Annotated in this window: 10 protein-coding genes, 1 tRNA gene and 1 rRNA gene; 1 reads left to right on the top strand and 11 read right to left on the bottom strand. The window is 56.2% G+C overall.

What is annotated here, in order from left to right:
- Window positions 1-101: 101 nt before the first annotated feature.
- The 8 genes from ACO06L_RS18665 to ACO06L_RS18630 all read right to left on the bottom strand — a co-directional run bounded on the left by ACO06L_RS18665 (window position 102) and on the right by ACO06L_RS18630 (window position 8,127).
- A tRNA-Ile gene (locus tag ACO06L_RS18665) sits at window positions 102-178 on the bottom strand.
- 91 nt (window positions 179-269) lie between these two features.
- Window positions 270-1,809, bottom strand: a 16S ribosomal RNA gene (locus ACO06L_RS18660).
- Between the two features lie 421 nt (window positions 1,810-2,230).
- Window positions 2,231-2,854, bottom strand: a complete 624-nt coding sequence (locus tag ACO06L_RS18655; protein WP_202348042.1) for a sulfite oxidase heme-binding subunit YedZ — start codon at window positions 2,852-2,854, stop codon at window positions 2,231-2,233.
- Entirely contained in the window at window positions 2,854-3,828 is a 975-nt protein-coding gene (gene msrP, locus ACO06L_RS18650) for a protein-methionine-sulfoxide reductase catalytic subunit MsrP (protein ID WP_202348043.1), read from the bottom strand. The genes ACO06L_RS18655 and msrP overlap by 1 nt, the downstream gene beginning before the upstream one ends.
- 97 nt (window positions 3,829-3,925) lie before the next feature.
- A complete protein-coding gene (gene pssA, locus ACO06L_RS18645) occupies window positions 3,926-4,744 on the bottom strand; it encodes a CDP-diacylglycerol--serine O-phosphatidyltransferase (protein ID WP_153637182.1) in 819 nt (272 codons plus the stop codon).
- An 89-nt stretch (window positions 4,745-4,833) separates the two neighbouring features.
- Window positions 4,834-5,850 (bottom strand): ketol-acid reductoisomerase, encoded by a 1,017-nt coding sequence (ilvC, locus tag ACO06L_RS18640; RefSeq protein WP_202348044.1) that lies wholly within the window; start codon window positions 5,848-5,850, stop codon window positions 4,834-4,836.
- Window positions 5,851-5,914: 64 nt separating this feature from the next.
- Window positions 5,915-6,406: an acetolactate synthase small subunit gene (gene ilvN / locus ACO06L_RS18635; protein ID WP_008170692.1), complete on the bottom strand. Its 492-nt coding sequence runs from the start codon at window positions 6,404-6,406 to the stop codon at window positions 5,915-5,917.
- Window positions 6,407-6,408: 2 nt separating this feature from the next.
- A complete protein-coding gene (locus tag ACO06L_RS18630; protein WP_202348045.1) occupies window positions 6,409-8,127 on the bottom strand; it encodes an acetolactate synthase 3 large subunit in 1,719 nt (572 codons plus the stop codon).
- A 521-nt stretch (window positions 8,128-8,648) separates the two neighbouring features.
- Here ACO06L_RS18630 and ACO06L_RS18625 point away from each other — a divergent pair.
- Window positions 8,649-9,110, top strand: a complete 462-nt coding sequence (locus tag ACO06L_RS18625) for a DUF4124 domain-containing protein (protein WP_202348046.1) — start codon at window positions 8,649-8,651, stop codon at window positions 9,108-9,110.
- Between the two features lie 59 nt (window positions 9,111-9,169).
- Here ACO06L_RS18625 and clpB read toward each other — a convergent pair whose 3' ends face one another.
- The 3 genes from clpB to rluD form a co-directional block, all read right to left on the bottom strand.
- Window positions 9,170-11,746, bottom strand: a complete 2,577-nt coding sequence (clpB, locus tag ACO06L_RS18620) for an ATP-dependent chaperone ClpB (protein WP_202348047.1) — start codon at window positions 11,744-11,746, stop codon at window positions 9,170-9,172.
- 319 nt (window positions 11,747-12,065) lie between these two features.
- Entirely contained in the window at window positions 12,066-12,824 is a 759-nt protein-coding gene (pgeF, locus tag ACO06L_RS18615) for a peptidoglycan editing factor PgeF (protein WP_202348048.1), read from the bottom strand.
- A complete protein-coding gene (rluD, locus tag ACO06L_RS18610) occupies window positions 12,814-13,791 on the bottom strand; it encodes a 23S rRNA pseudouridine(1911/1915/1917) synthase RluD (protein ID WP_202348049.1) in 978 nt (325 codons plus the stop codon). Before rluD ends, pgeF begins: the two co-directional genes overlap by 11 nt.
- Window positions 13,792-13,844 lie beyond the last annotated feature (53 nt).

The following is a 13,844-nucleotide window of genomic DNA, read 5'->3' as shown; positions in this document are numbered from 1 at the left end:
TCAATTCAACCTCAGCTATAGAATTGTGTGGATCTAGGCGCTTGCAAGCGTAGCGTGCGAGTAGCACGTGAGCTTGGAAGCAACGACGAGCCACGCAATTCTGGTGGGTCTGGGTGGACTTGAACCACCGACCTCACCCTTATCAGGGGTGCGCTCTAACCACCTGAGCTACAGACCCAAAAACACGGGCCTGCAACGACCCATCTGCTCTCTTTATTCAGCTAACCAAGTAATTCGTGTGGACTCTGACCGAAGCTTTCGGCTTCGTTTAAGGAGGTGATCCAGCCGCAGGTTCCCCTACGGCTACCTTGTTACGACTTCACCCCAGTCATGAACCACACCGTGGTGATCGTCCTCCCGAAGGTTAGACTAACCACTTCTGGTGCAATCCACTCCCATGGTGTGACGGGCGGTGTGTACAAGGCCCGGGAACGTATTCACCGTGACATTCTGATTCACGATTACTAGCGATTCCGACTTCACGCAGTCGAGTTGCAGACTGCGATCCGGACTACGATGCGTTTTGTGAGATTGGCTCCCCCTCGCGGGTTTGCAGCCCTCTGTGCGCACCATTGTAGCACGTGTGTAGCCCTGGCCGTAAGGGCCATGATGACCTGACGTCATCCCCACCTTCCTCCGGTTTGTCACCGGCAGTCTCCCTAGAGTTCTCAGCCGAACTGCTAGCAACTAGGGATAGGGGTTGCGCTCGTTACGGGACTTAACCCAACATCTCACGACACGAGCTGACGACGGCCATGCAGCACCTGTGTCAGAGTTCCCGAAGGCACCAATCCATCTCTGGAAAGTTCTCTGCATGTCAAGGCCAGGTAAGGTTCTTCGCGTTGCGTCGAATTAAACCACATGCTCCACCGCTTGTGCGGGCCCCCGTCAATTCATTTGAGTTTTAACCTTGCGGCCGTACTCCCCAGGCGGTCTACTTAGTGCGTTAGCTGCGCCACTAAGACTTCAAGAGTCCCAACGGCTAGTAGACATCGTTTACGGCGTGGACTACCAGGGTATCTAATCCTGTTTGCTCCCCACGCTTTCGCACCTCAGTGTCAGTATTGGTCCAGGTAGCCGCCTTCGCCACTGGTGTTCCTTCCTATATCTACGCATTTCACCGCTACACAGGAAATTCCACTACCCTCTACCATACTCTAGCCTGACAGTTCGAAATGCCGTTCCCAGGTTAAGCCCGGGGCTTTCACATCTCGCTTATCAAACCACCTACGCGCGCTTTACGCCCAGTAATTCCGATTAACGCTTGCACCCTCCGTATTACCGCGGCTGCTGGCACGGAGTTAGCCGGTGCTTCTTCTGTGAGTAACGTCAAGCCCTACGAGTATTAGTCGCAGAGTTTTCCTCCTCACTGAAAGTGCTTTACAACCCGAAAGCCTTCTTCACACACGCGGCATGGCTGGATCAGGGTTGCCCCCATTGTCCAATATTCCCCACTGCTGCCTCCCGTAGGAGTTCGGGCCGTGTCTCAGTCCCGATGTGGCTGATCATCCTCTCAGACCAGCTACGGATCGTCGCCTTGGTAGGCCTTTACCCCACCAACTAGCTAATCCGACATAGGCACATCCAATAGCGCAAGGTCCGAAGATCCCCTGCTTTCCCCCGAAGGGCGTACGCGGTATTAATCCGGGTTTCCCCGGGCTATCCCCCACTACTGGGCAGTTTCCTATGCATTACTCACCCGTCCGCCGCTCGTCAGCGGGGTGCAAGCACCCCCTGTTACCGCTCGACTTGCATGTGTTAAGCCTGCCGCCAGCGTTCAATCTGAGCCATGATCAAACTCTTCAGTTTAAATCATACAAGAATCCGAAGATTCTCTATTCTTGCTCAAGACAAAACTCAATTTCGACGAGTCACTGTCCTGATATTTCATACCCGAAATACCTCGGCCAGCGCCCACACGAATTACTTGGTCAACTTTTTAAAGAGCGTTTGAGCTGTTGCTCAATCAAGGCCGCGTATTCTACATCGTTCCGCTGCCTTGTCAACCGTTAATCTGAAGAATTTTAAAACTCGTTTTCTTCAGTACTTTCAAACAGTTGCCTTTCGTCTGGGAGGTTGCCGTTAGTGGCTTGTCCCTCAGAAGTGGTGCGCATTCTACAGGCGTCAGGAAAACTGTCAACGAGGTTTTTGAATTAATTTATAGCGGTCTCGGTTTCCACGTACTTCGCTGATCAGACAGTGATCATTTCGTTCAGTTTTCAGGCTGAAATCAGCCTCTAGCAAAGGGAATCAACCCACGAGCCCCGTTCCATTTCCAGCGCAATGCCAGTAAACCCACGATTACCAGGCCGTAAGCGACCATTTCACCGATATCGCTTCTTGCCTGCCAGATAAAGTGGACCCACGCGGTGATGGCGATCAGGTAGATCAGCTTGTGCAATCCTTTCCAGCTTTTACCCAGCCGCTTCATCATTCCCTTGGTAGAGGTCAGAGCCAGAGGCACCAACATAAGAAAAGATAGTGCACCCGCCACAATATAGGGCCGCTTGGTAAACGTAGCCCAAAGATCACTCCAACCGAGTATGAATTGCAGAAACGCCAACACGTGCAGTACGGCATAGAAGAATGCAAAAAGGCCGAGCATTCGGCGAACCCGGATCCAGCCTGTCCAGCCAGACCAGCGCCTAAGCGGAGTCATGGCCAAGGTCACAATTAACAACTGGAATGCTGCAAGGCCCAGTGACTCTGTCACTTCCTGGCCCGGGTCAGGCCCCAGAGACTGGCTGGCAATATTGGTAGCCAATGCCAGAAAAGGGACACAGGCGAGAAACGCGACCAGAAGGCGGAAAGCCAAGACAAAGCCTGGGCGATCCACCATTCGCTTACCACTCATCAATAAAACTTGCTCAGATCCATACCCTTGTACAGATCGGCGACCTGCTCCCCATAACCATTGAACTTGACGGTCTCCATCCAGTTAGGCGAAAGCAAACCGGAAGGCAGCCTACGTTCACGCTTCTGACTCCACCTTGGATGGTCAACCTCCGGGTTAACGTTGGCATAGAATCCATACTCCTGGGGCGCAAGCATCTCCCAGGTGGTTTTCGGCCGCTCCTCCTGGAACCGTATCTTGACGATCGACTTGATGCTTTTGAATCCGTATTTCCAGGGAACAACCAGCCGGATAGGCGCGCCATTCTGGTTGGGCATGGTTTTGCCATACAGCCCGACCGCGAGGAAGCTTAACTCGTTCATGGCCTCATCCATCCTCAAACCCTCCTGGTAAGGCCAGTCGATGGTGCTGAACAATGAGCGCTGCCCTCGCATCTGATCCGGATCATAAAGGGTCTCGAAATAGACGTATTTTGCGCGGGAGTTGGGCTCAAGCCGTTTAATGATGTCGGCCAGTGGAACCCCGATCCAGGGGATCACCATCGACCACGCCTCGACACAACGAAGTCGGTACACCCGTTCCTGATATTCATGTGGCTTGAGCAGGTCCTCCAGCGCATACTCACCGGGCCGTCCGCACTCCCCCTCAACCACGACAGACCAGGGATCAACGCTCATTTCATCGGCGTACCTGGCAGGATCCCCTTTGCCGGTGCCAAATTCATAAAAGTTGTTATAGCGAGTGACATCCTCGAAAGGCGTCTTTTTCTCATCGGTTGAGAAACCGGGCATTGCAACGTAGTCCAGCGATTCCCCAGGGACCGGAAGCTCTGCAGCGGATAATAGCCCCGGCATTGAGAGACCAGCGGCGAAGGCCACAGTGCCGGACATGAATTGCCGTCGGTTGAGGTAGACAGATTCGGGGGTAACTTCTGAGTGAGGCAAAGCCCAGGATGGGCGCTTCTTGATGAACATGGAAAGTCTCCGTCAGGGCGTCAGCCAGCTAAGGCGTTGACCGGAGACTGCGGTGGAAATTCCCGGACCTCGCTGAGGAGGCCCGGGAAGCGAGAGCTCAGTCAGCGGCGCCTGAAGCTTTCCGGGGCTTGCCACGGAACAGCGCACGAACAGGGCCGGACAACGCGTATATCAGAAATCCGGTAAAGAGTACGGTGGCCGGATCCAGCGCGATCACTACAAACACCAGGACCACAAGCAGAATAGCAGCAAAAGGCACCCGACCACGCAGATCCAGATCCTTGAAACTGCGATAAAGGATGTTGCTGACCATCAGCACGCCCGTACCTGCAACCACCACCATTGTCAGCAACGTAAGCCAGGCAGCGGGTTCAAAGAGATGGAAGCACCAGACCAGGCCAGCAACGCACGCTGCCGCAGCCGGGCTGGGCAAACCAACAAAGAATTTCTTGTCGACCGAACCGATCTGGGTGTTGAAGCGGGCCAGACGAAGTGCAGCGCCAGCCACGTATATGAACGTAACGGCCCAACCGACCTTATCGAAGGCGTTCAGCGACCAGAAAAAAGCGACAAGTCCGGGGGCCACACCAAAAGCCACCATGTCGGCAAGGCTGTCGTATTCTTCACCGAATTTGCTCTGGGTATTGGTCATCCGGGCAACCCGGCCATCAAGACCATCCAGGATCATGGAGACAAAAATGGCGATCGCGGCATTATCAAACACGCCGTTTGCGGCAGAAACTATGGCGTAGAAACCTGAAAACAGCGAAGCCGTTGTAAGCGCATTGGGGAGCAGGTAGATACCCTTGCGGCGAACCGGCGCACCTTCCACCAGCTCTTCTTCAACCACTTCCCCGGCCTCTACCTCATAGTCCGGGTTTTGCTTGCCGTCGGCGGTTTTTCTTTCTTCAGTCATTCCCATTACTCCGGAAAGCGTTTGGGCGGAGTATATACGAAAAACGCGGCCACCCGGGCCGCGTTTTTCAAAACCAGGCGGAATTCCGCTTAGTTTTTGTCCTTATCCACGATCTTGTTCGCGGAGATCCACGGCATCATACCGCGCAGCTTCTCACCCACGACTTCGATCTGGTGTTCCGCGTTCTGGCGACGACGCGCCGTCATGGACGGATAGTTCAGGGCACCTTCAGAGATGAACATCTTGGCATACTCGCCGGTCTGGATACGCTTGAGTGCGTTGCGCATGGCTTCGCGGGACTGCTCGTTGATGATTTCCGGGCCAGTCACGTACTCGCCATACTCCGCATTGTTGGAGATGGAGTAGTTCATGTTGGCGATACCGCCTTCGTACATCAGGTCCACGATCAGCTTCAGCTCGTGCAGACACTCGAAGTAAGCCATTTCCGGCTCGTAACCGCCTTCCACAAGCGTTTCGAACGCCGCTTTAACCAGCTCTACGGTACCACCGCAAAGAACGGCCTGCTCACCAAACAGATCGGTTTCGGTCTCATCCTTGAACGTGGTCTCAATGATGCCGGTACGACCGCCACCAATACCGCTGGCGTAGGACAGCGCCAGGTTCTTGGCGTTGCCGGAGGAGTCCTGGAAGATGGCGATCAGGTCAGGAATACCACCGCCGTTGGCGAATTCGGTGCGCACTGTGTGGCCCGGTGCCTTCGGGGCAATCATGATGACATCCAGATCCTTGCGCGGAACGATCTGGTTATAGTGGATGGCAAAACCGTGCGCAAACGCCAGGGTAGCGCCCTGCTGCAGATTCGGCTCGATTTCCGCCTTGTACAGCTGAGCCTGGTACTCGTCCGGAGTCAGAACCATGACCACGTCGGCGGCAGCAACGGCAGAGGGCACGTCGCTGGTCTTCAGGCCGTAGGCTTCCGCCTTGGCAATGGAAGAAGAACCCGGGCGCAGACCCACGGTTACGTCGACGCCGGATTCTTTCAGGTTGCACGCGTGAGCGTGGCCCTGGGAGCCGAAACCGATGATGGCAACTTTCTTGCCCTGGATGATGGAAAGATCGCAATCCTTATCGTAATAAACCTGCATGAGAAACCTCTGTTATTTGTGATGGCCCCGGAGGGCCACAATGTTCAAACCCTGTTTGAAGTCGTTAAAGGCTGAGCACCTTCTCGCCCCGGGCAATACCGGATACACCGCTGCGCACCACTTCCAGCACGCCCGACGTGCCAACGGCCTGAATAAAGCCGTCCAGCTTCTCGCTGTCCCCGGCCAACTGAACCGTGTAGACGGAGCTGGTCACATCCACGATCTGGCCGCGGAAAATGTCCACCGTACGCTTGATCTCGGCACGCTGGGAACCGGTGGCCTTCAGCTTTACCAGCATCAGCTCACGCTCAATGTGGGCACCTTCTGTCAGATCCACCAGCTTGACGACTTCAATCAGCTTGTTCAGTTGCTTGGTGATCTGCTCGATCACCTTGTCCGAACCCGTGGTGGTAACGGTAAGACGGGACAAGGTCTCGTCCTCGGTTGGCGCCACGGTGAGTGTTTCGATGTTGTAGTTACGCTGGGAAAACAGACCAACAACCCGTGACAGGGCACCGGGCTCGTTTTCAAGCAAAACAGAAATGATTCGACGCATGATCAGACCCTCTCCGTCTTGCTAAGCCACATATCCTTCATGGAACCCCGGGCAACCTGCATCGGATAGACATGCTCAAAGCGGTCCACGAGAATATCCACGAATACCAGGTCGTCTTTCATGGCCAGCACTTCTTTCAGCCTGGTTTCCAGATCTTCTTTCTTCTCAATCCGGACACCCTTGTGCCCATAGGCCTCCGCCAGCTTGATGAAGTCGGGCAGCGATTCCATGTAGGACTCGGCATGACGGGACTCGTAGTTCATGTCCTGCCACTGCTTGACCATACCCAGCGCCTGATTGTTCAGATTGATGATCTTCACAGGCAGATTGTACTGCTTGCAGGTGGACAGTTCCTGGATGTTCATCTGGATACTGCCTTCACCGGTAATGCACAGCACTTCATCGTCCGGATGGGTCAGCTTGACACCCATAGCCGCCGGTAAACCGAAGCCCATGGTGCCGAGACCCCCGGAATTGATCCAGCGGTTGGGCTTGTCGAACTTGTAGTACTGGGCCGCAAACATCTGGTGCTGACCAACATCGGAAGTCACGAAGGCTTCGCCGTTAGTCAAGCGACACAGCATTTCAATCACTTCCTGGGGCTTGATCACATCCGGACTGGTCTCATAGCGCATGCCGTGGAATGCCCGCCATTCGTCAATCTGCTTCCACCAGGAGGCGATTGCGTCCGCGTCGGGCTTTTCCTTCGCTTCCTTGACCAGGGCCAGCATTTCCTTGAGCACGGCATCTACCGGGCCCACGATCGGCACGTCCGCATCCACCGTCTTGGAAATCGATGCCGGATCTATGTCGATGTGGATAATGCGAGCACCCGGACAGAACTTCTCGGTGGCATTGGTGACTCGATCGTCGAAGCGAGCCCCGACACAGAGAATCAGATCCGAGTGGTGCATGGCCATATTCGCTTCGTAGGTGCCGTGCATGCCGAGCCAACCGAGATGTTGCTTATCGCTGGCCGGGTAACAACCAATGCCCATAATGGTATTGGTGATTGGATAGCCCAGCATCCGGACAAGCTCCGTCAACTGATCCGATGCCTTGCCGAGAATAACGCCGCCACCGGCATAAATAACCGGTCGCTTGGCGGCCAGCATCATGTCGACCGCTTTCTTTATCTGACCAGCGTGGCCGCGAATAGCGGGGTTGTAGGAACGAAGCTTGACCTTCTTCGGGTAAGCATACTCGTACCGCTCGTTCGGCGAGGTCATATCCTTGGGAATATCCACAACAACCGGACCAGGGCGGCCGGTCGCGGCAATATAATACGCCTTGCGGATGATCTCCGGAATTTCCTCGGGATGACGGACACTGAGGTTGTGCTTAACCACCGGACGGGAAACACCCATCATATCGGTTTCCTGGAACGCGTCCTCGCCGATGAGAGTGGACGCAACCTGACCGCACAGAACCACCATGGGGATGGAATCCATGAATGCGGTGGCAATGCCGGTGATCGTGTTGGTGGCTCCAGGACCCGAGGTCACCAGTACGGTACCTGGTTTTCCGGTCGCTCGGGCATAGCCGTCGGCCATATGGACCGCCGCCTGCTCGTGCCTTACCAGAATGTGCTTGACTTTGTCCTGCCTGAACAGCGCATCATAAATATGAAGGGCTGCACCACCCGGATAGCCGTATATGTATTCGATACCTTCATCTTGAAGGGACCGGATCAGCATATCGGCGCCAGACAATAACTCCACGATTTTCTACCCTCTTCTACGAGTGAATGAGCCGGGACAGGTCCCGGTTGCCTGGATTCACGGTGTCCATGCTTCTTTTGAAAGCGGAACCGGCTGCTCCTCCACACCTTGTTAAGAGGTTGTCTCCTGGCCAGCCGCCCTCCTGAGGGTTGCGGAGAACGGCCAATCAACGGGTTGCACGTAAGCAACAACCATCCCGCGACGGATGCGCGGCGCGTTCAGTGTGGTAATTGATGGGGGATACTCGCTCGGGATTGCCTGCCGTATTGACCCCAGTCTTCAGGCAATCGGTAATTCTGACAGCGCGAAACTCCCTGTCAATAGCCGCTGCAGGTTTCTGTGCCTATACTGGCCGAAGGTCTGCCATACTTGACACAAATCCGACACAAAGATTTGAACCAGACAGAAGAAAATCCGCAACACCGATGGCATGATAGGCAATAATAAGCTGAGAAAAAACGGGCCCGGTTTATTCAGGTTGTCTGCCTGCCCGGGAGCAGTGAACATACGCGAGTAGAGCCATGAACAGAAAAATCCTGACGCTGACCTTATTACTGGCCGTTGTACCAGGTGTCGCCATGAGCGCCTCCGTCTATAAATGGACCGATGAAAACGGGGTTACCCACTTCGGAGACCGGCAGCCTACGGGCTCAAAGGCCGAACGTGTCAATGTTCGCTCCGGAACCTCTACCGACGCATCCGGCAATCGAAAGAGCCCTCAGGAGCGACTGCAGAATATGCAGGAACAGCAAGCGGATGAGGCGGAGCAGCGCAAGGAAACGGCAGCTGAGGAAGCGCGCAGAAAACAGCGGGAGGCGAACTGCGAAGCCGCTCGCTCAAATTTGGAAGTGATTGACACCAACGCCCGTATCCGGATCGAAGAAAACGGAGAACAACGCTACCTTAGCCCAGAGGAAATTGCCGAGAAACGGGCTGAATTCGAGCGAATCGCCGAAGAGAACTGCGGTCCGGCAGAAGAATGAATAACACGATCAAATGAAAAAGGGGGCAGATGATGTTTCATCTGCCCCCCTTTTCTTTATTACGCCTTGGCGAACACCAGGTGGTGGTTCTCCACCGTCCCCTTAATGACATCCCCAGGCACAAACTCTCCCTGCAGAAGCCGCTGAGCCAGCGGATTTTCGATCATTCGCTGAATAGCCCGCTTCAAAGGCCGCGCACCGTAGACCGGGTCATATCCGACTTCCGCCAGTAATTCCATCGCCGCATCATCCAGCTCAAGCTTCATATCCTGTTCTTTCAGGCGCTTGCTTAGCGATTCGATCTGAATCCGGGCAATACCCTGGATCTGGCTCTCCGCCAGCGGGTGGAACACCACCACTTCATCCACCCGGTTGATGAACTCGGGGCGAAAATGGGTGCTGACGACTTCCATGACGGCATTCTTCATAGCCTCATAGTTCTCCTCGCCCGCTTTCTGCTGGATGATGTCCGAGCCGAGGTTTGAGGTCATGACAATGACCGTGTTCCGGAAGTCGACTGTCCTGCCCTGCCCGTCGGTCAGACGGCCATCCTCCAATACCTGCAGAAGGATGTTGAACACATCCGGATGGGCTTTTTCCACCTCATCCAGCAGCAATACTGAATACGGCCGACGGCGAACTGCTTCGGTCAGGTAGCCACCCTCTTCGTAGCCGACATAGCCCGGAGGCGCACCGATCAGACGAGCGACGGAATGTTTCTCCATAAACTCGGACATATCGATGCGAACCATGGCTTCCTCGGTATCGAACAGGAAGGACGCCAGGGCCTTACACAGCTCGGTCTTACCCACACCGGTCGGGCCGAGAAACAGGAACGAACCGTTGGGGCGATTGGGGTCGGACAATCCGGCCCGGGAACGACGCACCGCGTTGGAAACAGCTTCAACCGCCTCATCCTGGCCGATAACCCGACCATGAAGCGCCTCTTCCATGCGCATCAGCTTATCGCGCTCACCTTCGAGCATCTTGGACACCGGGATGCCGGTCCACTTGGAGACGATCTCGGCGATTTCCTCGTCGGTTACCCGGTTCCGGAGCAGCTTCATCTCCATCATCTCGGCCTGGCTGGCCATATCCAGCTGGCGCTCCAGCTCGGGGATCTGTCCGTACTGGAGCTCGGACATCTTGCCAAGGTCGCCGGCGCGACGGGCGTTCTCCAGATCAATCCGGGCCTGTTCCAGGCGGCTCTTGATCTTCTGGGAACCATGCAACGCAGCCTTTTCGGTATTCCAGACTTCTTCCAGATCCGCGTACTCACGCTCGACACCGGTAATCACGTCCGACAACTCGGACAGGCGCTTTTTCGAGGCCGGGTCGGTCTCTTTCTTCAGAGCCTCCCGTTCAATTTTCAGCTGAATCAGGCGCCGCTCCAACCGATCCAGGGGTTCAGGCTTGGAGTCCATTTCCATACGGATCTGGGAAGCGGCCTCGTCTACCAGATCAATGGCCTTGTCCGGCAACTGCCGGTCGGCAATGTAACGATGAGACAGCTTGGCTGCGGCGATGATGGCGCCGTCTGTCACCTCAACCCCATGGTGCACCTCGTAACGCTCTTTCAGGCCGCGCAGGATAGCAATTGTATCTTCTTCGCTGGGCTCGCTGACCAGCACTTTCTGGAAACGACGCTCAAGGGCGGCGTCTTTCTCGATGTTTTCACGGTATTCATCGAGGGTAGTCGCGCCCACGCAGTGCAGTTCGCCGCGAGCTAGCGCCGGCTTGAGCATGTTGCCGGCGTCCATGGAGCCTTCGGCCTTACCGGCACCGACCATGGTGTGAATCTCGTCGATGAACAGGATGATCTGGCCTTCCTGCTTGGACAGCTCGTTCAGAACCGCTTTCAGGCGCTCTTCAAACTCGCCCCGGAATTTGGCTCCGGCAATCAGGGCGCCCATGTCGAGTGACAGGACTTTCTTGTCCTTGAGGCCATCGGGCACCTCGCCGTTGACGATGCGCTGGGCCAACCCCTCGACGATGGCGGTTTTACCAACGCCGGGCTCACCAATGAGGACCGGGTTGTTCTTCCGGCGGCGCTGCAATACCTGAATGGTGCGGCGAATTTCATCATCGCGGCCGATTACCGGGTCCAGCTTGCCGGCCTCGGCTCGCTCGGTTAGGTCGATAGTGTATTTGGACAGGGCCTGACGGTTTTCTTCGGCGCTGGCATCGTTGACGGCTTCACCACCGCGAACGTCGTCGATAGCTTTTTCCAGGGCAGCTTTATCAACGCCCTGCTCCCGGAGCACTCGACCGAGTGTGCCCCGGTCTTCCAGGGCGGCCAGCAGCATTAGCTCGCTGGAGATGTACTGGTCCTTGCGCTTCTGGGCGAGTTTATCGGCAATGTTGAACAGGCGCCCCATGTCATTGGACATGGAGACGTCGCCGGCGGATCCCTGCACTTCCGGCAGGTTCTCGATTTCCCGGGCGATCGCCTGGCGAATGCGACCGGGTTCTGCGCCGGCCTGTTTGAGCAGTGGCTTGATGGCGCTGCCTTCCTGATCAAGCAGCGCCTGCATCAGGTGCACCGGCTCAATGAAGTTGTGATCTCTTCCGACCGCGATGGATTGTGCGTCCGCGAGGGCGGTCTGCAACTTGCTGGTCAGCTTGTCGATTCTCATGTGTACTTTCCCCAAATTTCTGCGAATACCATGGTGCCGTGGGTGGCGGATATTCGATTGCTTTGACAGTTAATGTAGGGGCAAGTAGAGCGACTTCAAGCGGAGCTTCGGTGTATTCGTCAGAAAATTGACGGCCGTCAGGTTTGAGTTTGGTGCTGGGTGCAAGGCTGGCGCGAGGTTGCTTTCCAGAACACGCCGTGAATACATCCATGTAGGCTTGGCTGCAGCATCCATGCTGCAGACAGTTCTGGAAAGCAACCTCGCACCAGCCACCGGACTTTTCTGTAACCGCCTTGATCCGCCAATTCAAGCTGGAAATTTAACTTGTTAGCCAGACCAGCGTGGCCATCCGCCCGGTTTGACCATCCCTGCGGTACGAAAAAAACCGATCTGGATCCTGAACGGTACACAGGCCACCGCCAGTAACCCTGTAAACGCCGAGATGGTTTAACCGTAAGGTGGCGAGGGCATAGATATCTGCCATGAAATGCCCCGGCCGAGCGTCTTCCGCTTTGAAGGCGTGGGCGGCTTCCGGATCGTGCTTGATAAAGGCGTCACGCACTTCCGGGCCGACCTCGAAACGTTCTGGGCCAATGGCCGGGCCGAGCCAGGCTTGCAGGGTTTCGGGCGCAACGGCCATCTCGCTCACGAGATTCTCGATAACGCCGCCACACAGGCTTCGCCAGCCGCAGTGGGCGGCGCCGACGACAGTTCCTTCGGTATCAGCAAGGATAACGGGCAGGCAGTCAGCGGTGAGGATGGCGCAGGCGATGCCCGGATCGCGGGTAAAGCTGGCGTCAGCTTTGACGGTTTGTCCGACGTTATTCGCGTTCAGTTCAACAACCTCGGTGCCGTGCACCTGGTTGAGCCAACCAATCCGGGCGCTATCCAGTCCTGTCGACTCGGCGAGTCTTCGCCGATTCTCTTGGACGTGTTTTGGGTTGTCTTCGACGTGACTACCGAGGTTAAGACTGTTCCAGTGGCGAACGCTGACACCGCCGACGCGAGTTGTGCTGATGGCCCGTACCCTATGGGGCGCGGACCAGTCCGGTTTCAGGGCGTTATCTTCAATAGTCACGGGTTTCCAGCTCCCGGGCGTGTTTGCGCAGGGCTTCTATCAACGCAACCATATCCTCAGGCAGGGGCACCTCCCAGCTCAGGATTTCACCGGTTTCCGGATGCTCAAGGGTGAGCTGCCGAGCATGGAGGGCCTGGCGGTTGAACGCCGAGAGGGCCTCTCGAAGCTCTTCGGTGGTTCCCTTGGGCAGCCTGAGCCGGCCTCCGTAAAGGGGGTCTCCGACCAGTGGGTGTTTTACATGAGCCATATGAACCCGGATCTGATGTGTTCGGCCGCTTTCCAGTTTGCAGCGAACATGGGTGTGGGCGGCAAAACGCTCCACCAGACGATAATGGGTGACTGCAGGTTTGCCGGAGGCTACCACCGCCATTTTCTTGCGCTCCCGCGGATGCCGGCCAATGGGCGCATCAACGGTTGCACCGCCGGTGAGGGTGCCAACCACGACGGCCTCATACTCGCGGCCCATGGTTCGGGTTTGCAGCTGATCGACCAGGGACGTGTGCGCAATCAGGCTGCGAGCAACGACCATGATGCCGGAGGTGTCTTTGTCGAGGCGGTGCACGATGCCCGCCCTCGGTAAATTCTCGACTTCCGGGGCGTAGTTCAAAAGAGCATTGACCAGGGTTCCATCGGCATGGCCGGCAGCCGGGTGCACCACCAGGCCCGCGGGCTTGTTGATGACCAGCAAGTGTTCATCCTCATAGACAATATCGAGGGAGATTTCCTCGGCCTGCCAGCTCACCTGGGCTTCCGGCTCCGCATCCAGCGCCAGTCGATCATCCAGCATCACTTTGTCCCGAGGCTTTCGCGTCTCACCATTCACCGTCAACGCGCCGCTTTTGATCCAGGACTGCAGGCGGGAACGGGAGTGTTCGGGCATCAGTTCTGCCGCGGCCTGGTCAAGGCGCCGATCACTCAGTTCCGGCGGCACAACAAAGTTGGCGATGATTCGTTTTTCAGATGACATTAAGCCCCCAGGGCCTGTGTGTGTTACGTTTCGGTCAGATTATTGGAAACAGC

Source organism: Marinobacter sp., assembly GCF_965229985.1.
Taxonomy (GTDB): domain Bacteria; phylum Pseudomonadota; class Gammaproteobacteria; order Pseudomonadales; family Oleiphilaceae; genus Marinobacter.
The sequence above is the reverse complement of the archived record's forward strand: the minus strand, read 5'-3'. Positions and strand labels throughout refer to the sequence as shown.